The 20342-nt window shown below is 69.1% G+C and carries 22 protein-coding genes; 8 read left to right on the plus strand and 14 right to left on the minus strand.

Features of this window, described 5'->3' with window-relative positions:
- The first annotated feature begins 41 nt into the window (after positions 1-41).
- From HCR12_RS13725 to HCR12_RS12825, 5 genes are all read left to right on the plus strand, one after another.
- Positions 42-1037: a carbohydrate ABC transporter permease gene (locus HCR12_RS13725; RefSeq protein WP_224763514.1), complete on the plus strand. Its 996-nt coding sequence runs from the start codon at positions 42-44 to the stop codon at positions 1035-1037.
- Positions 1034-1939: a carbohydrate ABC transporter permease gene (locus HCR12_RS12810; protein WP_166863937.1), complete on the plus strand. Its 906-nt coding sequence runs from the start codon at positions 1034-1036 to the stop codon at positions 1937-1939. The genes HCR12_RS13725 and HCR12_RS12810 overlap by 4 nt, the downstream gene beginning before the upstream one ends.
- A complete protein-coding gene (locus HCR12_RS12815) occupies positions 1939-3366 on the plus strand; it encodes a GH1 family beta-glucosidase (protein ID WP_166867016.1) in 1428 nt (475 codons plus the stop codon). The genes HCR12_RS12810 and HCR12_RS12815 overlap by 1 nt, the downstream gene beginning before the upstream one ends.
- A 65-nt stretch (positions 3367-3431) precedes the next feature.
- A complete protein-coding gene (locus tag HCR12_RS12820) occupies positions 3432-4448 on the plus strand; it encodes a LacI family DNA-binding transcriptional regulator (RefSeq protein ID WP_166867018.1) in 1017 nt (338 codons plus the stop codon).
- A gap of 17 nt (positions 4449-4465) precedes the next feature.
- A complete protein-coding gene (locus tag HCR12_RS12825) occupies positions 4466-4768 on the plus strand; it encodes a GNAT family N-acetyltransferase (RefSeq protein ID WP_166867020.1) in 303 nt (100 codons plus the stop codon).
- A 12-nt stretch (positions 4769-4780) separates the two neighbouring features.
- On the opposite strand, the gene HCR12_RS12830 is transcribed toward HCR12_RS12825, so the two are convergent.
- The 7 genes from HCR12_RS12830 to HCR12_RS12860 form a co-directional block, all read right to left on the minus strand.
- Positions 4781-5452, minus strand: coding sequence for an aspartate/glutamate racemase family protein (locus HCR12_RS12830; RefSeq protein WP_166867022.1), 672 nt, complete (start codon positions 5450-5452; stop codon positions 4781-4783).
- Positions 5449-6243, minus strand: a complete 795-nt coding sequence (locus HCR12_RS12835; RefSeq protein WP_166867024.1) for a TIM barrel protein — start codon at positions 6241-6243, stop codon at positions 5449-5451. The genes HCR12_RS12830 and HCR12_RS12835 overlap by 4 nt, the downstream gene beginning before the upstream one ends.
- A 25-nt stretch (positions 6244-6268) precedes the next feature.
- Positions 6269-6892 carry a class II aldolase/adducin family protein gene (locus tag HCR12_RS12840; RefSeq protein WP_166867026.1) on the minus strand — a complete coding sequence of 208 codons (624 nt, stop codon included), beginning with the start codon at positions 6890-6892 and terminating at the stop codon, positions 6269-6271.
- On the minus strand, positions 6889-8142 hold the full coding sequence (gene otnK, locus HCR12_RS12845) for a 3-oxo-tetronate kinase (RefSeq protein ID WP_166867028.1): 1254 nt from the start codon (positions 8140-8142) through the stop codon (positions 6889-6891). The genes HCR12_RS12840 and otnK overlap by 4 nt, the downstream gene beginning before the upstream one ends.
- A gap of 72 nt (positions 8143-8214) precedes the next feature.
- Complete coding sequence (locus tag HCR12_RS12850) at positions 8215-9231, minus strand: TRAP transporter substrate-binding protein (protein WP_166867030.1); 1017 nt, start codon at positions 9229-9231, stop codon at positions 8215-8217.
- A gap of 119 nt (positions 9232-9350) precedes the next feature.
- Positions 9351-10100, minus strand: a complete 750-nt coding sequence (locus HCR12_RS12855) for a FadR/GntR family transcriptional regulator (protein ID WP_166867032.1) — start codon at positions 10098-10100, stop codon at positions 9351-9353.
- Positions 10097-11053, minus strand: a complete 957-nt coding sequence (locus HCR12_RS12860; protein ID WP_224763516.1) for a 3-hydroxyacyl-CoA dehydrogenase family protein — start codon at positions 11051-11053, stop codon at positions 10097-10099. The genes HCR12_RS12855 and HCR12_RS12860 overlap by 4 nt, the downstream gene beginning before the upstream one ends.
- Before the next feature lie 259 nt (positions 11054-11312).
- Here HCR12_RS12860 and HCR12_RS12865 point away from each other — a divergent pair, with 259 nt between their 5' ends.
- A complete protein-coding gene (locus HCR12_RS12865) occupies positions 11313-11939 on the plus strand; it encodes a TRAP transporter small permease (protein ID WP_166867034.1) in 627 nt (208 codons plus the stop codon).
- A gap of 2 nt (positions 11940-11941) precedes the next feature.
- On the plus strand, positions 11942-13201 hold the full coding sequence (locus HCR12_RS12870) for a TRAP transporter large permease (RefSeq protein ID WP_166867036.1): 1260 nt from the start codon (positions 11942-11944) through the stop codon (positions 13199-13201).
- Positions 13202-13369: 168 nt separating this feature from the next.
- Here HCR12_RS12870 and HCR12_RS12875 read toward each other — a convergent pair whose 3' ends face one another.
- The 7 genes from HCR12_RS12875 to HCR12_RS12905 are packed head-to-tail and all read right to left on the minus strand — an operon-like array spanning position 13370 to position 18924.
- Positions 13370-13651, minus strand: a complete 282-nt coding sequence (locus HCR12_RS12875) for a hypothetical protein (protein ID WP_166867038.1) — start codon at positions 13649-13651, stop codon at positions 13370-13372.
- Positions 13652-13673: 22 nt separating this feature from the next.
- A complete protein-coding gene (locus HCR12_RS12880; RefSeq protein WP_191412340.1) occupies positions 13674-14438 on the minus strand; it encodes an SGNH/GDSL hydrolase family protein in 765 nt (254 codons plus the stop codon).
- 23 nt (positions 14439-14461) lie between these two features.
- Positions 14462-15127: an SDR family oxidoreductase gene (locus tag HCR12_RS12885; RefSeq protein WP_166867040.1), complete on the minus strand. Its 666-nt coding sequence runs from the start codon at positions 15125-15127 to the stop codon at positions 14462-14464.
- Positions 15128-15147: 20 nt separating this feature from the next.
- Positions 15148-15912: a heme ABC transporter ATP-binding protein gene (locus HCR12_RS12890; RefSeq protein WP_166867042.1), complete on the minus strand. Its 765-nt coding sequence runs from the start codon at positions 15910-15912 to the stop codon at positions 15148-15150.
- Positions 15909-16976, minus strand: coding sequence for a FecCD family ABC transporter permease (locus HCR12_RS12895; RefSeq protein WP_166867044.1), 1068 nt, complete (start codon positions 16974-16976; stop codon positions 15909-15911). Before HCR12_RS12895 ends, HCR12_RS12890 begins: the two co-directional genes overlap by 4 nt.
- A complete protein-coding gene (locus HCR12_RS12900) occupies positions 16955-18004 on the minus strand; it encodes a lipoate-protein ligase LplAB (RefSeq protein WP_166867046.1) in 1050 nt (349 codons plus the stop codon). Before HCR12_RS12900 ends, HCR12_RS12895 begins: the two co-directional genes overlap by 22 nt.
- A gap of 56 nt (positions 18005-18060) precedes the next feature.
- Positions 18061-18924, minus strand: coding sequence for an alpha/beta hydrolase (locus HCR12_RS12905; protein WP_166867048.1), 864 nt, complete (start codon positions 18922-18924; stop codon positions 18061-18063).
- Positions 18925-19001: 77 nt separating this feature from the next.
- Here HCR12_RS12905 and HCR12_RS12910 point away from each other — a divergent pair, with 77 nt between their 5' ends.
- Entirely contained in the window at positions 19002-20321 is a 1320-nt protein-coding gene (locus tag HCR12_RS12910; RefSeq protein WP_166867050.1) for an MFS transporter, read from the plus strand.
- Positions 20322-20342: the final 21 nt, after the last annotated feature.

Raw genomic sequence — 20342 nt, forward strand, 5'->3', positions numbered from 1 at the left:
ACCCGCACCGCTAGCACCGCACCATTCAGATAGGAACGCCGATGAGCACTCTCCAAGCAGGACGCTCAGCCCCGCAGCTGACGTTCCGGCAGAAGCTCTCGAACTTCGATTACAAGGCTTCGCCGTACTTCTACATCTCGCCGTTCTTCATCATGTTCGCGGTGCTGGGGCTCTTCCCCATCATCTACACGGTGAACGTCTCGCTCTACGACTGGCACCTGCTCAAGGGCCAGGGCGACTTCGTGGGCCTCAAGAACTTCGAGCTCACCCTCAACGACCCGATGTTCTGGAACGCGTTCTTCAACACGTTCAGCATCTTCCTGCTGTCGGCTGTCCCGCAGCTGATCATGGCGACGATCATCGCCGCCGTCCTCGACCAGGCGATCCGCGCGAGCACCTTCTGGCGCATGACCGTGCTGCTGCCCTACATCGCAGCCCCGGTCGCCGTCGCCGTCATCTTCACCCAGATCTTCAACCAGCACGGCGGGCCCATCGCCGGCGCACTCGAGGCGCTCGATCTGCCCGAGATCCGCTGGGGCTTCGATCCCTTCCCGTCGCACCTCGCGATCGCCACGATGGTGAACTGGCGCTGGACCGGCTACAACGCCCTGATCCTCCTCGCCGCCATGCAGGCCATCCCGCGTGACGTCTACGAGTCGGCAGCCCTCGATGGCGCTGGCCGCGTGCGTCGCTTCCGGTCGATCACGATCCCGATGATCCGCCCGACGATGATCTTCGTCGTCATCACCTCCACCATCGGCGGTCTGCAGATCTTCACCGAGCCGACGCTGTTCGACCCCGCCTCGTACGGTGGCGCGAACCGTCAGTTCCAGACGATCGTGCTCTACCTGTACGAGATGGCGTTCCCGCGCCGCGACTTCGGCCGCGCCGCCGCCACGGCATGGATCCTCTTCCTCATCGTCATCCTCGTGGGATTGGTGAACTACGCGCTCTCGCGCATGATCGCCACCCAGGACATCAAGAACGTGCGCCCGCCCAAGGCGAGCTCGCACCGTGCAATCGGGGGCAGCAAGTGACCACGACCATCAACCCCACCCGCCGCGCGACCGTGCCGCCCGCGGATGACCGCGAGCTCAAGAAGCGCAAGGCGCGCTTCTACGACAAGCCCGGCTGGCTGACCTACGGTCTGCTCGGTGCGTTCTTCCTGGGCTCCGTCTTCCCGCTGTGGTGGTCGTTCGTCATGGGTTCGCGCCAGGCGTCCGACATCAACCTCGTGCCGCCGGCCGTCATCCCCGGGCCGAACTTCCTCACGAACCTCGTCAAGGTGTTCGAGACGGTCGACTTCGCCAAGGCGCTGCTCAACAGCGTCATCATCTCGGGCGCGATCACCGTCTCGGTCGTCTTCTTCTCGACCCTCGCGGGCTACGCGTTCGCGAAGCTGACGTTCAAGGGGCGCAACCCGCTCATGATCGCCGTCATCGCGACCATGGCGATTCCGACGCAGCTCGGCATCATCCCGCTGTTCATGATGGTCTCGGAGCTCAAGCTCACCAACACGCTCGGAGCGGTGATCATCCCTGGTCTCGTGAGCGCGTTCGGCGTGTTCTTCATGCGCCAGTACCTGGTCGACACGATCCCCGACGAGCTCATCGAGGCCGCGCGAATGGACGGCGCCTCGATGTGGGGAACGTTCTGGCACGTGGCGCTCCCGTCGGCCCGTCCCGCGATGGCCGTGCTCGCTCTGTTCATCTTCATGGGCACCTGGACCGACTTCCTGTGGCCTCTCCTCGTGCTCGGGCCGAGGAATCCCAGCGTGCAGACGGCGCTCGCGGCCCTCTCCGCCTCCGGCGGCCACACCCCCGACCACTCGATGGTGCTCGCGGGTGCGATCATCTCGATCATCCCGCTGCTCATCCTGTTCCTGATCGCAGGCAAGCAGCTCATCGCGGGCATCATGTCCGGGGCGGTGAAGGGCTGATGGCGCTGGCTCTCCCCGACGGCTTCCAGTGGCCGGACGGGTTCCTCTGGGGTGCCGCCACGGCGGCCGCGCAGATCGAGGGCGCCTCCCACGAGGACGGCAAGCTCGACTCCATCTGGGACCACTTCGCGAAGACTCCCGGCAACATCGCCAACGGCGAGGACCTCTCGGTCGCGGTGGATCACTACCACCGCATGCCGCAGGACGTGCAGCTCATGAAGTCGCTCGGGCTCGACTCGTACCGCTTCTCGGTGAGCTGGGCGCGCGTCAAGCCCGCCGACGGCCCGGTCAACGCGAAGGGTCTCGACTTCTACAGCCGGCTCGTCGACGAGCTCCTCGCCAACGGCATCCTTCCGTGGCTCACGCTCTACCACTGGGATCTCCCCCAGGCGGTGGAGGAGACCGGCGGATGGACGAACCGCGACACCTCGCAGCGCTTCCTCGACTACGCGATCGCGGTGCACGAGAAGCTCGGCGACCGCGTCGACCACTGGACGACGTTCAATGAGCCGCTGTGCTCGTCGCTCATCGGCTACGCCGGCGGCGAGCACGCTCCCGGACGCCAGGAGCCGCGCGCCGGCCTCGCGGCCATCCACCACCAGCACCTCGCGCACGGTCTCGCCGTGAAGGAGCTGCGCTCGCGCGGCGCCCAGGAGCTCGGCATCACGCTCAACCTCACGAACGCGATCCCGAACGACCCGACCGACCCGGTCGACCTCGATGCGGCCCGCCGGCTCGACGCGATCTGGAACCGCGCGTACATGGATCCGATCCTGCGCGGCTCCTACCCGGCGGACTTCCTGGAGGACGTCAGGGATCACCGCTTCGAGGAGCTCATCCACGACGGCGACCTGGAGACCATCCACCAGCCGATCGACTTCCTCGGGGTGAACCACTACCACGACGACAACGTGTCGGGGCATCCTCTGCCCGCCGACCACCCGAAGGGCCTTCGCCCCACGGAGAAGACGACGTCGAACTGGTTCGTCGGCTCGGAGTTCATCACGGGCCCGACCCGTGGCCTCCCGCAGACGGCGATGGGCTGGGAGATCAACCCCGACGGCCTGCGCCAGCTGCTCGTGCGCCTCGGCGAGGAGTACCCGAACCTGCCGCCGCTCTACATCACCGAGAACGGCTCGGCGTGGGACGACGTCATCGCGGAGGACGGCGAGGTGCACGATGCACAGCGCGTCGACTTCCTCGAACGTCATCTCGAGGCGGTCGCGCAGGCGATGACCGAGGGGGCGGATGTGCGCGGTTACTTCGCGTGGTCGCTCATGGACAACTTCGAGTGGGCCTGGGGCTACGAGAAGCGCTTCGGCATCGTCTATGTCGACTACGAGACCCAGAAGCGGACCGTGAAGGACTCGGGCAAGACGTTCGCCGCGATCGCCGCCGAGGCGCGCGCCGCGCGCGTCGCCGGCTGACTGCGCCTCCCGCACGACCCCCTCTAGGATGAGCACACGTTGACATCGTCACGAAGGACCCCCCGATGAGCGCCGATACGCACGGTGGAGCACCGACCCTCGAGATGGTCGCCGCTGCCGCTGGCGTGTCGCGCTCGACGGTGTCGCGTGTGATCAACGACTCCCCGAAGGTCACGCCCGAGGCGCTCGCGGCCGTGCGGAAGGCGATCGACGAGCTCGGCTACGTGCCGAACCGCGCAGCCCGCATCCTCGCAAGCCGACGCACCCAGTCGATCGCGCTCGTCATCCCGGAGAACACCGCCAAGTTCTTCGCCGACCCGTACTTCGCGACGGTCGTGCAGGGCATCGCGATGTACCTGTCGGACACCGACTACACGCTGAGCCTTCTCATCGCGTCCGAGAAGGACGCCGAGAAGACGCGGCGCTACCTCCAGGCCGGCAACGTCGACGGGGCCCTGCTGCTCTCCCACCACTCGGAGGACCGCTCGTACACGCAGCTCGCCAACGCGATCCCTGTCGTGTTCGGCGGTCGGCCGATGAGCGACGAGAGCACGTCGGCGTACTACATCGACGTCGACAACGTCGAAGCCGCCCGCACGGTCACGCAGAAGCTCGTCGACAAGGGGCGACGCCGCATCGCCACGATCGCAGGCCCTTCCGACATGTCGGCCGGGGTCGACCGCCTCGAAGGCTGGAACCAGACGCTCCAGGCTGCGGGCATCGCGACGGACCTCGTCGAGCACGGCGACTTCACGCCCGCGGGCGGCGAGGCCGCGATGCGCCGGCTGCTCGAACGCGACCCCGACATCGACGGCATCTTCGCCGCGAACTCGCTCATGGCCTCCGGGGCGCTCACCGTGCTGCGCTCGCGCGGCAAGTCGGTGCCGCACGACCTGGGCCTCGTGACCTTCGACAACGACTACGCCGCCCAGTCGTCGAGCCCGCCGCTCACGACCGTCGAGCAGCCCACCGTCGAGCAGGGCCGGCGCATGGTCGACGTGCTGCTGCACCTCATCGACGGCGGCACCGCCCCCACGATCACGATGATGCCGACGCGCGTGATCGAGCGCGGATCGGAATAGGCGTCTAACGTCGGAGGATGACGGACGCTCAGAACACCTCCGACCAGGTCGTCGACATCCCCGAACGGAATCGGTTCGTGCTCGTGCGCGATGGCGTGGAGGTCGGGAAGGCGCTCTACGCGCGCACCGGCGACACCATCACGTTCACCCACACCGTCATCGAACCGGAGATCCAGGAACGCGGACTCGGCTCGATGCTCGCCGGCGCGGCTCTCGATTCCGTCGCCGCCGAGGGTGGCACGCGTGTGGTGGCTCAGTGCCCGTTCATCGCCGCGTACATCGAGCGGCACCCGCAGTATCAGCCGCTGCTCTCGGACTGACGCAGGCGAGACTCAGGGGGCGCTCGGCGCAGCCTCGTCGAGCCCGAGCTGTGCGCGGATCTCGGCGATGAAGGGGTCGGGTGACGACAGCACCGGGAGGCCCGTCGCCGCGGCGATCACCGGCTCGAGTCGCGCGAGCGACGCCTGAGCGAGCACCACCGCGTCGACATCCGGGGCGAGATCGGCCGCAGTGCCAAGGACGAGCGCGTCATGCTCATCCCGGTCTCCCGCGCGCAGGCGATCGTAGGCTCCGTCGACGAAGCGCACCCGAAGCTGCACGGCGCGACCAGCCGCGGCCGCCGCGCGCTCGAGCAGCACGGTCGAGCCTGCGACCGTCGCGGCCGACGTGCACAGCACGCCGAGTCGCGCGTGCCGCACGGCGATCGCGGCCATCGGCTCGTCGATCGTGACGATCCGCGCACCGTGCGGCGAGCGGATGCCGCGCACGATCGGCGTGAGCGACGAGCACGACAAGGCCACCACCTCCGCGCATGCGAGCGCGTCGACGTGCGCGCGAAGATGCCGCTCGACATCCGCCGGATCGACACCCGCCAGCAGGTCATCGAGCAGGCTCGCGTCGAGCACGTGCTTCGCCTCGGGGAGCCCCGCAGCTGCGAACCGGCGCTGGATGTCCTCGCTCACGCTCGCGACCGTGTGGATCACCGCGAGCCGCGGATGAGTCACGGACGCACGCCTGCGAACGGGTCGTCCCCCTCGGAGCGCTCGTACTCCAGGGCGATGAGCCGGTCGTAGCCGTGGGCGATGAGCTCATCGAGAAGGGCGTCGATAGGCTGCTCGCCCGTTCCGGGAGCGCCGCGCCCGGGGAAGTCCGCGACCTGCACGTGCCCGATGTCCGCGATGCGCTCGGCGAAGTAGCGCGACACATCCACATCCGTGTTGAAGAGGTGGAACAGGTCGACCTGGATCATGATGCTGCCGCTCGTGAGGTGCGCGCGCGCCCGGTCGAGCGCGTCATGCAGCTCCTCGATCGTGCGCAGGCCGTAGCCCTCGATGTGCGACAGCTGTTCGAGCGTCACGGTGATGCCGTCGGCAGCGAGAGCGTCGGCGGCACGGGCGGTGCGCACCGCGGCACGGGCGTCCTGCACCTCAGCGGGCTCGTCCGGGTGCCGGACGCCATGGAGCACGTTGATGCTGCGGCAGCCGGACTCGACGGCGACGCGGCGCGCGGCCTCGATCGACGCGTCGAACTCGCGGTCCGCGTCGGGCCAGCACGCGATCCCCCGGTTCCGGATCGCCATGCCGCCCTCGTAGGCGTTGAGGCCGATCAGCTGCAGCCCGGAGTCGCGGATGATGCCGATGACTCGCTCGATGTCGGCGTCGCTCGGGTCAGCGCGGTCGAAGGGGCACCAGAGCTCGACGCCGGAGAAGCCCGCTTCGCGCACGAGGCGCAGCTGCTCCTCGAGCGGGAGCTCCCCGATGAGGATCGAGGGGTTGATGTAGGTGTAGCGGCCCATCGTCGCGCCTTTCCTGGAGTGGTGGTCAGTGGCTGCGGAGTTCGGCGATCTCCGCCTGGCTGAGCGGCATGACGTCGCGCCCGGCGAGCTCGAGGTGGAGCGCGCACGCGCTCTCGAGCTCTTCGGCCGCCGCCACCGCATCCGCGAGCGTCGCGCCGACGGTGATGAGGCCGTGGCGGCGCAGGAGGACGGCGTCTCGTTCGCCGAGCGCCAGCGCGACGGCGCCGGCGAGGTCGGCGTGCCCGGGGCGGAAGTAGTCGACCGTGCCGAGACCGCGGACGCGCATCACGAAGTAGGGCGTGTAGGCCGGAAGCGGCTCGTCGACCGCAAGAGCTGCCAGACACGACACCGCGAGAGCGGCGGGCGAGTGCAGGTGCACGATCGCCCCCACATCGGCACGGCGCCGGTAGATTCCGGCGTGGAGCCCGGCCTCCTTGGTGGGCCGAATGCCGTCGAGCGCCTGCCCGTCGATGTCGATGAGCGCCCAGTCGTCCGCGCCGAGGGCTCCGAGGCGCGTGCCGGTGCCCGAGGTCAGGATGCCGTCAGCGACTCGCACGGAGACGTTGCCGGTGGTGCCGGGCGTGAGTCCCGCGGAACCGAGCAGCCGACCGGCGTCCGCGATCCGACGCCACTCCTCGACGAGGCTCACGACGCGTCCGCCATCTCGAGTGCGGTCGTGAAGACGTCGTCGCCGCCGAAGTTGCCCGACTTGAGCAGGAGGCCGATGCGCTCGTCCCCCGCGGAGACCGTCCACGGCACTCCGGGAGCGACCTCGCGGCCGATGTGCAGGGCGCGCACGCCGAGACCGTTGACGACAGCACCGGAGGACTCGCCGCCTGCGACGAGGATGCGGCGGATGCCGGCGTCGGCGACGCCGCGCGCGATGCGGCCGAGGGCATCCTCGACGAGACGCGCGGAGCGCTCGAGCCCGAGGTCGCTCTGCACACGAGCGACCGTCTCGGGGTCGCTCGAGGCGGCGACGATCGGCAGGGCATCGGCGTGCTCGGCGACGAACGCGAGGGCCGCACCCACGACATCCTCACCGCGGTCGAGCGCGTAGGCGTCGATCTGGAAGCGCGGCTGGTGGGCGCCCAGGCGGTCGAGCTGGCGCCGGGTCGCCGCGGAGCAGCTTCCGGCGAGCACCACTGCGCGGCCGGCGGGGATCTCGACCGAGGCGGGTGCGGCGTCTGCGCGCTCCGCGATGTGCAGCTCGGCGAGCATCGCGGCGAGAGCGGCACCGCCCGTGACGAGCGGAGCGGATGCGACCGCGCGGGCGATGGCGCGCACGTCGTCGTCGGTCGCGGCGTCCGCGATCACATACGCGCGCTCGGTGTGCGCGTCGAGCGCGGCGGCCGCGGCTCCGGACTGCACGACGGAGAGCGGAAGGTGCGTGACCGGGGTCGACGTCTGGCGCGCGAGCACGCGGCGCAGGTCGGGGTCGCGCATGGGGTTGAGGGGATGGTCGCGCAGCGGCGACTCGGACAGCAGGGTGTCGTGCACGAAGTGGTGACCGAGGTAGGTCGTGCGCCCGTGCTCGGGAGTCGCGGGGCAGAAGACCACGGCGCGCGCATCGACCAGATCGGCGAGCGCGTCTCCGACGGGTCCGATGTTGCCCGCGTCGGTCGAGTCGAACGTGGAGCAGTACTTGAAGTAGAGCTGTGCGACGCCGAGCTCGCGGAGCCATTCGGCTGCCTCGCGGGCCTCGGCGACCGCCTCTGCGGCGGGCGTCGAGCGGTTCTTGAGCGCGACGACGACGCAGTCGACGTCGGCGGCGAGCACCTCGTCGGGAACCCCGAGGTACTGGACGACGCGCAGGCCCTGGCGCGCGATCATGCCGGCGAGGTCGGTCGCGCCGGTGTAGTCGTCGGCGACGACTCCGAGCCACGGGGTGGAGGTCATGGGGGTTTTCCTTGTCGTGGAAGAGGGGGGTGGGTGCCCGGCCCGGCTATCGGACCGGGCACCCGGGTTCACTCAGCGAAGGGCGATGATCGCCTCGGCCCACTCGCGAACCTGCGGGTTCGCGGCGGAGACGAGGTCCGAGACCGGCGCACGCCACTCGGCGATGTCGATCGTGGAGAAGGTCACGCCTTCACCCGTCAGGTACTGCTTGTGGTCAGCGGCCTCGGCGATCGAGGTCTCGCGGTAGGACGACGACACCTCGTCGGCGGCGGCGCGCAGCGCCTCCTGCACGGCAGCCGGCCACGAGTCGAACGTGTCGCCCCACAGCTGGAAGTGGAAGTTGCCGAAGAGGTGGTTCGTCTCGGCGACGAACGGCGCGACCTCGTAGAACGAGTTGAAGCGCACGACGTCGATCGGGTTCTCCTGACCCTCGATCGCACCCTGCTCGAGAGCCGAGAAGACCTCGTTGAGGGCCATCGGCGTGGGCGCGGCGCCGAGCGCCTGCCACGTCGAGATGTAGGTCTGCTGGTTCGGGACACGGAGCTTCAGGCCGTTGAGGTCATCCGGGCTCTCCACGAGACGCGTCGAGTTGAGCTGACGGCCGCCGCGGTAGAGGTCGCCGATGAGGAGGAAGCCGGAGTCCTCGCGCACGGCGGTGAGGATGTCGTCGGCCATGTCGCCGTCCCACACCTCGAAGAAGTGGTCGGCGTCCTCGTAGAGGAACGGCAGACCCTCGATGGCGGCGAGGTCGGTGTAGCGCTCGAGCGAACCGAGGCTCTCGATGACGATGTCGACCGAGCCGATCTCGAGGCCCTCCTGCATCTCCTCCCAGCTGCCGAGCTGAGCGGAGGGGAAGACACTGATGGTCACGGCGCCGTCGGTCTTCTCGGAGACGAGCTCGGCGAGCTGCTCGGCCGCGCGGTGCTGCAGCGAGTCAGGCGCGTACGCGTGGCCGAGGGTGAGCGACATCGGCGAGATGCTCGAGTCGTCGCCGCCGGTCGCCGGAGCGTCGGACGAGCAGGCCACGAGGCCGGTCGCCATGAGCGCCGCGGCGCCCAGGGCGAAGGCGCGCTTTGTGCTGTGCTTCATTGGACATACCTTTCTTATGCACGCATGCGTGTTTCATGACCGTGTCGGCGTTGCAGCGCCGCACGGCGGGTCACGGGCCTCCGACTATCGGGGGCCCGTGGTCTTTCTCCGGGCGCCCTCTACTGCGCGACTCCCGGACGGGTTGTGAGTGCTCTCCTGAGTCGGCGTTCCGCGTTCGTCAGGTGCTTCCGCATGGCGCTCTGCGCCCCACGGGGGTCTTGGGCGGCGATCGCGTCGAGGATCGCGCGGTGCTCGGCGTTGGCACGCTCGAGCTGGTCGGGAAGTCGCAGGGCCCGCCCCATCCACACCCGCAGGAGCGAGGTGATGTTGGTGAGCATCCCGGAGAGGGCCGAGTTGTGCGAGCATCGCGCGACGCTCGAGTGGAACTCGACGTCGAGATCGATGAACTCGTCGACCGACTCGGCCGCATCCATCCGCTCGACGAGGCGGCGGAGCTCGGCGAGCTCCTCGTCGGTGCGTCGGCGAGCCGCGAGACCGGCGAGGGAGTGCTCGACGTGCTGGCGCGCTTCGACGAGGTCGGTCACGCGCTGCTCGCCGAGGAACAGGCCCCACTCGATGACGCGAGGGAGGATGTCGGATCCCGACGACCGCAGGTACGTTCCGTCGCCTTGCCGGATCTCCACGACGCCCAGGAGCCCGAGCGACTGCACGGCCTCGCGCACCGCGGCGCGGCTGACACCGAGCGATGCCGCGAGCTGGCGCTCGCTCGGCAGCTTGCTGCCGGAGCTGAACTCGCCCGAGAAGAAGTACTCGGTGAGGGTGTGGATGATCTGGGTCGAGATCGACCCGTCGCCGTCGAGCCTGGGAAGCTGGGCGGTGTATTCGGCTACGTCGGAACGTTCGGTCATGTGGTGGTCTCTCCGCTCAGCTCGGTGCGAAGCTTGCCGAGCTGCAGGTAGGCGCGATCGCGATCATGCACGAGCTGCGCGGCTTCTTCTTCGGAGAGCCCAAGATATCCGCCGCCGGTCTTGATGCCGAGATCTCCGGCGTCGACGCGCTCCTTGAGCGAGGGCGGCACGGTGAAGCGGTCGCCGAGCGCCGCTTCGAGCGAGACGTAGGAGTTCGCGTACACGTCGAGGCCCGCCATGTCGGCGACGGCGAAGGGCCCGTAGAGCGCGAGGCGGAATCCGAACGAGGCGCGCACGATCTTGTCGATCTCGGCCGGCTCGGCGTGGCCGTCTTCGACCATGCGCGCCGCTTCGCGGAAGAGGGCGAACTGCAGGCGGTTGCAGACGAATCCGGGGGTGTCGGAGACGACGGCCGGCTCCTTGCCCGCCGCACGGAGCATCTCGATGATGCCGGGGATGACGCTGTGATCCGTGGTGGCGTGAGGGATGATCTCGATGCCCGGGAGCAGCGGCGCGGGGTTGAACCAGTGCACGCCGAGGAAGCGCTCCGGTCGCTCGAGCACGGTCGCGAGCTCGCCGATCGGGATGGCGGAGGTGTTGGTCGCGATGACGGTGTCGGGGCCTGCGGCCTTCTCGATGCGCGCGAGCACGTCGTGCTTGACGTCGATGCGCTCGAACACGACCTCGAAGACGAAATCGGACTCAGCCAGCACGGCGTCGAAGTCGTCGCTCGCGTGCAGGTGGGAGGTGAGGCGCTCCGCGGCGTCGGCATCCAGGAAGCCGTCGGCGACCAGCTGCGGCGCGGAGGAGATGATCTGGTCGCGACGCGCCGCGGCGGCGCCGTCGACGGCGTCGAGGAGCGTGCAGTGAACGCCGGACTGCGCAAGCGTCTGCGCGATTCCGCCGCCCATGTAGCCCGCTCCGACAATGGCGAGCCGTGCGTATCGCTTCACTGGTGTGTCTCTCTCCTTTGAGCGCGGATGGCTGCCCGTTGCTTCGAAACTGCGTCATCCGACTTCGAACATCTTGCATTCAGATAGAACACTGGTCAACCACTCGCCGTCAAATCCCCTGTTTTCCCAGGCAACTGACGGATCATCTTTCGCGTTGTTGCACATTATTGGTAAACCACTTAGGTTCAACTGGTCAACCACTTGCGGTGGCTTGCCCCGTAGCGCCGTTCCCCCCGAACGCTTTCAAAGGAGATCGCACATGTCCGACGACGATCGCTGGATCGCCCAGCCAGCGAACATGACCAAGGGATTCCTCGCCGGCGTCGACCGCGTGGTCGCGATCCTCTGCATCGTCGGGTTCTCGAGCATGGCCGTGGTCATCGCCATCCAGGTGGTGGCGCGCTACGCCTTCAACAGCCCGACGATCTGGTCCGAGGAACTCGCGATCAGCCTCTTCGTGTGGTCGACCATGCTCGCGATCCCGCTCGGCCTCCGCCGCGGCGAGCACCTCACCCTCGACGTGCTCGGCAAGTACCTCCCGGCGAAGACCACCCGCTGGGTCGCCCTCATCACGGCGCTCACGACCGGCGCCGTCATGCTCTTCCTCGGCTACCTCACGCTCAGCCTCCTCGGCCCCGCCGACCGCCAGCTGCTCGCCGGCATCGCCGGGGGTCTCGGCATCCAGGCGAAGGTGTCGTGGGTCTACCTCGCCGTCCCCGTGGGCGGTGTGCTCTCGGCGGTCTTCGCCACCGAACGGGCCATCCAGTTCTTCCGTGGGCGCCTCGATGCGCTCGTGGTCGACGCTGACCAGGCCGTCATCGACGAGCTCGACGCCGAACTCGGCGACACCGGCTCGGCCTCCACCACGTCCACGAAGGAGAACTGACCGTGGGATACGCACTCGGCATCGGCTTCGCCGTTCTCCTCATCCTCGGGCTCCCCATCGGCATTGCGCTCGCGCTCAGCTCGATGATCGGCCTCGAGCTCTTCTCGTCCGTGCCGCTGGAGATCGCGGCGCAGCGCATGATCGCGGGTGTGCGCAGCTTCCCGCTGCTCGCGATCCCGCTCTACGTGCTCGCCGGATCGCTCATGAACGCGAGCGGCATCACGCAGCGTCTCATCGACTTCGCTCGCGTGCTCGTCGGCCCCATCCGCGGCGGCCTCGGCCACGTCACCGTGCTCACGACCGCGATCTTCGGCGGCATCTCAGGCTCGCAGGTGGCCGACACCTCGAGCGTCGGGCGCATCATGATCCCGCAGATGGTCGAGCGCGGCTACGCCCCCCGCTACGCGGTCTCGCTCATGGCGACCGCCGGTGCGATGTTCGTCACGATCCCGCCGTCGATCAACCTCATCGTCTACGGCGTGCTCGCCCAGGCATCCATCTCCGACCTGTTCTTCTACGGTCTCATCATCGGTCTCGCCTTCGTGGCGACGCTCCTGATCGTCGGCTATGTCGTGGCCGTCGTGAAGAAGCAGCCCGCCGAGCGTCGCGCCACGTGGCCCGAGGCGGGGACGGCGCTGCGCCGGGCGCTCTGGTCGCTGCTGCTGCCCGTCGTCATCATCGGCGGCATCCGCCTCGGCATCTTCACGCCGACCGAGGGTGGTGCGGTCGCGGTGATCCTCGCCGTCTTCATCGGATTCGCGATCCACCGCGAGATGAACATGCGCAAGTTCATGAAGGCGCTGCTCGAGTCGTCGATCCTGGTGGGCGTCATCATGCTCGTCATCGCCGCCGCGCAGATCTACTCGTGGGCGCTCGTCTCCGGCCAGATCCCGCAGCAGATCTCGACGTGGCTGCTCGGCCTCACCGACAACCCGCTCATCATCCTGCTGCTCATCAACATCCTGATCCTCGTGATCGGAACCGTGATGGAGGGCAACGCCGCGCTCATCGTGTTCGTGCCGCTGCTGCTGCCCGTCGCGACCGCGGTCGGCATCGACCCGGTGCACCTCGGCCTCATCATGGTCGTGAACCTCGGCATCGGACTGCTCACGCCGCCCGTGGGGCTGTGTCTGCTCGTCTCGTGCAAGATCGGCAAGATCACCGTGTCCCAGGCGATCCCCGCGATGCTGCCGTGGTTCGGCCTGTGCCTCATGTTCCTGTTCGGAGTGACCTACCTGCCGATCATCTTCGGCTGGTTCTAGAGCACTCAGCGCGACGGGCGCTGGCTGGGCCTCACGGTCCGGTCAGCGCCCGTCGCTGTGTTCGGGGTCAGCGCTCGCTCGCGTTATCCGGTTCAACGCCCGCCGTCCTTCTCCGAGGTGTCACTTTGTGCCGCTGCGTGGCATCGGCAGGCGGCACAAAGTGACACCTCAGTGGGGGTCGAGCGTGATGCGCACGCGGCCCGCATCGAGATCGAGCGGGCCCTCGCCGGGCACGGGCGCCGGCGCAGGCAGCTCGGTCTGCTGCTGCAGCTCACGCTGCGCCTCATGGCGGGTGGGCGCGAAGACCTCGTCGAGCGCGCCGATCGCACCGCCTGCACCGGTGCCGGTGCCGCGCGCGTTGCCCCGCAGCTCGATCCAGCCGCGCCATTGCGCGACGGCGATGCCGACGACGAAGAGGGCGCTGAGCGCCATCCATCCGAACCAGGGCATGCGCGCCAGGGTACGCGAGCCGTCAGGACGCGGGCTGAATACTCGCCCAGGTGCCGCCGAACTTCGGCTCACGACCGTCACCCGAGGAGGTGCGCGTGAGGCGTCGCCGCACCCACGGCGCCACGTGCTCGCGGTAGTAGCGCATCCCGCGCAGGCGCTCCTGCTCGGGGATGCGATCGAGCCGCCACCATTCGGCGGGCGCGTCGGCCCCGAGCGATTCGAGCACTCGTGCGGCGACGCGGTGATGGCCCCGCGTGTTCATGTGCAGGCGGTCGGCCGCCCAGAACGGCGGCGTTGCGAGCTCCCCGTCGAACCAGTTGTAGACGCGGATCACATCTGGGCGCTTCGCGAGGCGCTCGTCGACCAGCCGAGCCATCTCGTCTCCGCGGCGCTTCATGAGGCCACCCATCGGAAGCTGAGCAGTCGGGTCGGCACCGGAGAGCAGGATCATCTGCACACCCTCCTCGTCGCAGCGACGCAGCACGTGCTCGAACAGGTCGATGATGGCGGGCACGTCGGCGCGCGGACGCATGATGTCGTTCCCGCCCCCGGCGAAGGACAGGTGCGTGGGCTTCAGCGCGAGAGCCGGCTCGAGCTGCTGCTCGATGATCGGGCGGATGAGACGCCCGCGGATCGCGAGATTCGCGTACTCGATGGGCTCACCGAGCGCCGTCGACCATCCGAGTGCCGTCAGATCCGCCCAGCCGCGCACGGTTCCGTCGGGGAGTTCATCTCCGACTCCCTCCGAGAAGGAGTCCCCGATGGCGACGTAGCGAATGCGGCTCACCCGGACACGCTACCCGTGCCGAACTAGAACCTGGCCGAGAAACCGCCATCGGCCTGAAGCAGCTGCCCGCTCACCCACCGGCCCTCCGGCGAGACGAGGAACGCCACGAGCGCCGCGATGTCGGCGGGGGTCCCGAGCCGACCGAGCGGATGCATCGGGGTGAGACTCTCGCGCACCGCGTCGTCCATCCAGCCCGTGTCGATGGGCCCCGGGTTGAGCACGTTCGCCGAGATCCCCCGCGGGCCGAGCTCGCGCGCGGCCGAGATGACGATGCGGTCGAGGGCGCCCTTCGACGCACCGTACGGCAGGTTGCCGGTCGTGTGGTCGCTCGTGAGCGCGACGACCGCTCCCCCGCTCTCGGGCGCCTGCCGCACGAACGCGGCGATGAGCAGCAGCGCCGCCCGGGCGTTCACCGCGACGTGCAGGTCGAAGCTCTCGGCGGTGGTATCGAGGATCCCCGTCGTGATGTCGTGCGCGTGGCTCAGGATGAGCGCATCGATCGGGCCGTGCAGCGCCGCCGCCTCGCGGACGAGCCGCTCGGGCTCATCCGGCCGGGACAGGTCGCACGGGATGTCACCCTCATGCAGGTCGGACGTGACGACGATCCAGCCGTCCGCGCGCAGACGCGGCACGATCCCGGCGGCGATGCTGTTCGCGCGGGCGGCTCCGGTGACGAGGGCGATGGGCATCCACCCAGGCTAACGATCCCTCAGCTGCGGCGGGGGATGACGAGCGGACGGCCGCCGCGCATGATCACCTCGACCTCGACCCCGTAGACCTCCGAGACGAGCTCCTCGGTGAGAACCTCGACGGGCGTCCCGACAGCCCGCAGGCGGCCGTTCTGCAGCAGGGCGATGCGGTCGGCGTAGGCGCCCGCGAGTGAGAGGTCGTGCAGCACGACGATCACCGTGCGACCGTATGAGGCGAGATCGCGCGCGATGCGCAGCACGTCCTCCTGGTGGCGCAGGTCGAGGGCCGCGGTGGGCTCGTCCAGCAGCACCACATCGGTGTCCTGCGCGAGCACGCGCGCGAGCGAGACGCGAGCGCGCTCACCGCCGGAGAGCTGCGTGAAGCGTCGGCCGAGCAGGTGCGTCACGTCGGTGCGCTCGAGCGCATCGGCGATCACCGCGGTGTCCTCTTGGCGGTTCGCGGTGCGGTTCCAAGGGCTGCGACCCATCTCCACCACCTGGCCGACGAGGAACGGGAAGCTCACGGCGTTGTCCTGGGTGAGCACCGCGCGCATCCGGGCGAGTTCGAGCGAGTCGACATCGCGGATGGGGCGATCCCCGATGAGCACGCGTCCGGCGCTCGGCGCGCGCTCCCCCGAGAGGATGCCCAGCAGGGTCGACTTGCCGGCGCCGTTCGGCCCGACGAGCGCGAGCACGGCACCCGCCTCGATGTCGAGGTCGACATCGTCGACGACCCGGCGCCCGCCGAGCTCGACGGTGACGCCCTCGGCCCGCAGCGCGATCATGCCCAGCCTCCCGAGGCCTTGCGCTGGCGCCACAGCAGCGCGAAGAAGAACGGGCCTCCGACGAGCGAGGTGAGCAGGCCGATCGGCAGCTCCGCGGCGGGCACGATCGTGCGTGCCAGCAGGTCGGCGAGCACCATGAGCAGCGCGCCGCCGAAGGCGCTCGCGAGGATGAGCGCACGGTGCGACGGGCCGAGGAGCATGCGCACGAGGTGCGGGATGACGAGACCCACGAACGAGATGATGCCGACGAACGCGACGCCGATGCCGGTGAGCAGCGCCACGAGCACGACGGACCAGAGGCGCAGGCTCTCGACGTCGATGCCGAGGTGACGGGCGTTCCGCTCGCCGAGCGACAGGATGTCGTACTGGCGCGAGAGGAACAGCGCGATCACCGTGCCGAGCACCGCGATGACCACGACGATGACGGTCTCGTGCCACATCGAGCCCGAGAGGGTTCCGAGCTGCCAGAACACGATCTGCTCGCGGCTCGCGGATCCCGCGACGAACAGCAGGAAGGCGAGCCCTGCGCCGCCGAAGGCGTTCACGGCGATGCCGGTGAGCAGCAAGGTGACGACCTCGGTGCGGCCGTTGGCGCGCGAGACCCCGTAGACGAGGAGCGTGGCCCCGAGACCGCCCGCGAAGGCGAGGATCGCGATGCCCCAGTCGCCGTATGCGGTGAGGCCGAGCACGATCGCGAGCGCAGCGCCGAGCGCGGCACCCGAGGAGACGCCGACGACGCCCGGCTCCGCGAGCGGGTTGCCGAAGACCGCCTGCATGACCGCACCGGCCACGGCGAGCGCGGCACCCACCGCCATGGCCATGACGATGCGCGGGAAGCGGATGACCCAGAGCGCGGCCTCGGCGGTCGGATCGGTCGGCGCCCAGGCGTTGTCGATGCCGATGGCGCGCAGGAGCGACCCGAGAACCTCGGTGATGCTCACCGAGAACTGGCCGACGACCGCTGACACGAGGATGGAGACGACGAGCAGCACGGCGATGCTGATGCCGACGATGGTGCGTCGCCGACCGAGATGGGCGGTGTTCACGGGACTCGGTTCACCCATTCCTCGGTGCCGAACTTCTCTGCCACGAGCGCCTCGGCCTTGGCGTATTCGTCGGCGGTGATGTCGCCCGGCGTGAGGCCGTGCAGTGTGCGGAAGGTGTCGACCATCCGGGTGATGATCTCCTCGCGCGGCAGACCCGTCTGGCTGCGCAGCGGATCGACGCGCTTCTCGGCCGACTTGGTGCCCTTGTCGCTGAGCTTCTCGCGCCCGATGCGCAGCACTTCGACCATCTTGGCGGCGTCGATGTCGTACGACATGGTGACGTGGTGCAGCACCGCTCCGTCGGCGAGCCGCTTCTGCGCGGCGCCGCCGATCTTGCCGGTGGGGCTCGCGATGTCGTTGAGGCCCTGGTAGGTGGCGTCGATGCCGAGGCTGCGCAGCGCCTGCAGCACCCAGTCGTCGAGGTAGGCGTAGCTCTCGGCGAACGTCATGCCGGTGACGAGGTCGGCGGGCACGTACAGCGAGTACGTGATGATCGATCCGGCTTCCATGAACATCGCGCCGCCGCCCGAGATGCGCCGCACCACGGGGATGCCGTAGCGCTCGGCGTTCTCGGCGTCGACCTCGTTCTTCACCGACTGGAAGCTGCCGATGACGACGGCGGGCTCGTTCCACTCCCAGATGCGCAGGGTGGGCTTACGGCGACCGGCGGCGACCTCCTCGGCCAGCACCTGGTCGAGTGCGAGGTGCATGACGGGGGCCAGGGGCCCCGGGTGCACGAGCTCCCACTCGTAGTCGTCCCAGTCGGTGGCGCGGCCGACGGCGCGTCGCACGACGGTGGCGATCGCATCCGCCGAGAACCCGAACAGCACAGCATCCGCGGGAAGCGCCGCGGTGACGGCAGCGGCGATCGTGCGGCCGTCAGCGGAGGCGGGGAGGCCGGTGAGGGCCTGATCGATCAGCGGGAGGGCGTCATCCGGTTCGAGGAAGAAGTCGCCGGAGAGGCGCACGTCGGCGAGACGGTCGTCGACGATCTCGAGGTCGACGACCACGAGCTTGCCCCCCGGGACCTTGTACTCGCCATGCACCGTCCCAGCCTAGTGGAGCGACTTAGGCAAGCCTTACCGAAAGCTGGGGGCGGATCTCAGCTGCCGCCGAAGTGCGCGTCGAGCCACGCGATGATGTCGGCGCGCACCTCCGCCTGATTGGTCTCGTTGAGCATCTCGTGGCGGCCGCCGGGGTAGATCGTGAGCGTCACATCCGTGAGCCCGCCGCGTTCGCGGTACGCCTTCGCGAGCAGCTCGACCGACTTGCGGCCGCCGAGCGAATCGTCATCGCCGACCATGATGAGCATCGGGATGTCGGCGTCGAGGCGCCGGGGCGTTCCGAGCAGCCGCAGCGAGTCGACGATGCCGAACAGCTCCATGACGCGCGCATCGAAGGTGAGCGGGTCGGCGACGAACGCCGCGGCGACCGCGGGGTCACGACTCAGCCACTCGGCTCCCGTCGTTCCGAGGTGCTTGTGCTGGGCGTTGAGGTCGCCGCCGCGCATGTGCAGCAGCGTGCGGTAGGCGGTCGCCGAGAGCACGACGCCGTCGTACGCCGACGCGTGCACGCCGACCATCTTCTGCGCGAAGATCGAGCCAAGGCTGTGCCCGAACAGCACGAGCGGCAGCCCCGCCTCGGCCTGACGGATGATGTCGGTCAGCTGCTCGACGGCCGCGATCGCGCCGCGCACCCCCCGCGGGCCGAGCGTGCCGAGCTTCGAGACGTCGCCGCCGTGCTGCTCCATCCCCGTGGCCCCATGGCCGCGGTGATCGTTGGCGTAGACGGTGTAGCCGGCGGAGGCGAGCGTGCTCGCGAAGAGCTCGTAGCGCATCGCGTACTCCCCCACACCGTGCAGCAGCTGCACGACCGCGCGCGGCGATGACGCCTTCCACACGTAGTAGTGGATGGTGACGCCGTCGGCATCGACGAAGGTGTGGGTTGTGCGGGTGGTGTCGCTCATGGAGCCTCCTTGCCGCGAGCGTAGTGGGTGGGCGAGTCTCTCAGCGGGATCCCTGCCGTCCGGGAGATGATGGAACGATGAGTTCCACGTTCCGGTCGTTCGCGAGCCGGAACTACCGCATCTGGTTCGCGGGCGCGCTCGTCTCCAACGTCGGCACCTGGATGCAGCGCATCGCTCAGGACTGGCTGGTGCTCGCCGAGCTCACCGACAACGACGCCACGGCCGTCGGCGTCGTGATGGCCCTGCAGTTCGGCCCGCAGCTGCTGCTGCTGCCGCTCACCGGCTGGGTCGCCGACCGCTTCGACCGCCGCGCGGTGCTCGCGGTCACCCAGACGGCGAGCCTGCTCCTCGGGCTCGGCCTCGGTCTGCTGGTGCTGTTCGGGGTTGCGGAGCTGTGGATGGTGTTCGCCTTCGCGCTCGGGCTCGGCATCTCGGCGTCGTTCGACGCCCCGGTGCGCCAGGCGTTCGTCGGCGAGCTCGTGCCCGACCGCCTGCTCGCGAACGCGGTCGCCCTCAACTCGGCGTCGTTCAACGTCGCCCGCCTGATCGGCCCGGCCGTCGCGGGTGTGCTCGTCGCCGCCATCGGGTCCGGCTGGGTGTTCGTGATCAACGCCGTGAGCTTCATCCCGGTGCTCATCTCGATCTGGGCGCTGCGGCCCGCCGAGTTCACGACCTACACGAAGAAGGCGCAGGGCCCCGGCCAGCTGCGCGCGGGCTTCACCTATGTGAAGCGGCGACCGGATGTTCTGCTCGTCTTCGCGATGATCTTCCTGGTCGGCACGTTCGGCTTCAACTTCGCGATCTTCACCTCGACGATGGCGGCGGTCGAGTTCGGTGAAGGGCCCGAGGAGTTCGGGGTGCTCTCATCGGTGCTCGCGATCGGATCCGTGACGGGAGCCCTGCTCGCCGCGCGCCGCGAGCGTCCGCGCCTGCGCACCGTCACCCTCGCCGCCGCCGGCTTCGGCATCTCCACGGTCGCCGCGGCGCTCGCGCCCAGCCTGCTGACCTTCGCGTTCGTCCTGATCTTCGTGGGCTTCTCGAGCATCCAGATGATGAACACCGCGAACGCCTACGTGCAGACCACGACCGCCCCCTCGATGCGCGGCCGCGTGATGGCTCTGTATCTGGCGATCTTCGTCGGCGGCACCCCTGTCGGCGCACCCCTCGTGGGCGCCGTGGCAGATGCGTGGGGCCCGCGCTGGGCGCTCGGGGTCGCCGCGCTCTCGGGGCTGCTCGCGGCGGCGATCGCGGCGATCTTCTTCCTGCGCACCCGCGAGATCCGTCTGCGCTGGGATCGCACCCGCCGCTGGCCGATCACCGCCGTCTCCGCCGTCGACGTCGATCGCGACACGGCGACCCAGGAGATCGCGATCGTCGAGGCCGAGACGCAGCGCTGACGAACGCCGAGCGGCAGAATG

Origin of the sequence: Salinibacterium sp. ZJ70, from assembly GCF_011751865.2 — a bacterium.
Lineage (GTDB): Bacteria > Actinomycetota > Actinomycetes > Actinomycetales > Microbacteriaceae > Homoserinibacter.

Excerpts from the sequence above, each read along its gene's own strand:
- HCR12_RS13725 (WP_224763514.1), top strand. The coding sequence starts at position 42 with ATGAGCACTCTCCAAGCAGGACGCTCAGCCCCGCAGCTGACGTTCCGG.
- HCR12_RS12815 (WP_166867016.1), top strand. The coding sequence starts at position 1,939 with ATGGCGCTGGCTCTCCCCGACGGCTTCCAGTGGCCGGACGGGTTCCTC.
- HCR12_RS12820 (WP_166867018.1), top strand. The coding sequence starts at position 3,432 with ATGAGCGCCGATACGCACGGTGGAGCACCGACCCTCGAGATGGTCGCC.
- HCR12_RS12825 (WP_166867020.1), top strand. The coding sequence starts at position 4,466 with ATGACGGACGCTCAGAACACCTCCGACCAGGTCGTCGACATCCCCGAA.
- HCR12_RS12835 (WP_166867024.1), bottom strand. The coding sequence starts at position 6,243 with ATGGGCCGCTACACCTACATCAACCCCTCGATCCTCATCGGGGAGCTC.
- otnK (WP_166867028.1), bottom strand. The coding sequence starts at position 8,142 with ATGACCTCCACCCCGTGGCTCGGAGTCGTCGCCGACGACTACACCGGC.
- HCR12_RS12850 (WP_166867030.1), bottom strand. The coding sequence starts at position 9,231 with ATGAAGCACAGCACAAAGCGCGCCTTCGCCCTGGGCGCCGCGGCGCTC.
- HCR12_RS12855 (WP_166867032.1), bottom strand. The coding sequence starts at position 10,100 with ATGACCGAACGTTCCGACGTAGCCGAATACACCGCCCAGCTTCCCAGG.
- HCR12_RS12865 (WP_166867034.1), top strand. The coding sequence starts at position 11,313 with ATGTCCGACGACGATCGCTGGATCGCCCAGCCAGCGAACATGACCAAG.
- HCR12_RS12875 (WP_166867038.1), bottom strand. The coding sequence starts at position 13,651 with ATGCCCTGGTTCGGATGGATGGCGCTCAGCGCCCTCTTCGTCGTCGGC.
- HCR12_RS12885 (WP_166867040.1), bottom strand. The coding sequence starts at position 15,127 with ATGCCCATCGCCCTCGTCACCGGAGCCGCCCGCGCGAACAGCATCGCC.
- HCR12_RS12890 (WP_166867042.1), bottom strand. The coding sequence starts at position 15,912 with ATGATCGCGCTGCGGGCCGAGGGCGTCACCGTCGAGCTCGGCGGGCGC.
- HCR12_RS12895 (WP_166867044.1), bottom strand. The coding sequence starts at position 16,976 with ATGGGTGAACCGAGTCCCGTGAACACCGCCCATCTCGGTCGGCGACGC.
- HCR12_RS12905 (WP_166867048.1), bottom strand. The coding sequence starts at position 18,924 with ATGAGCGACACCACCCGCACAACCCACACCTTCGTCGATGCCGACGGC.
- HCR12_RS12910 (WP_166867050.1), top strand. The coding sequence starts at position 19,002 with ATGAGTTCCACGTTCCGGTCGTTCGCGAGCCGGAACTACCGCATCTGG.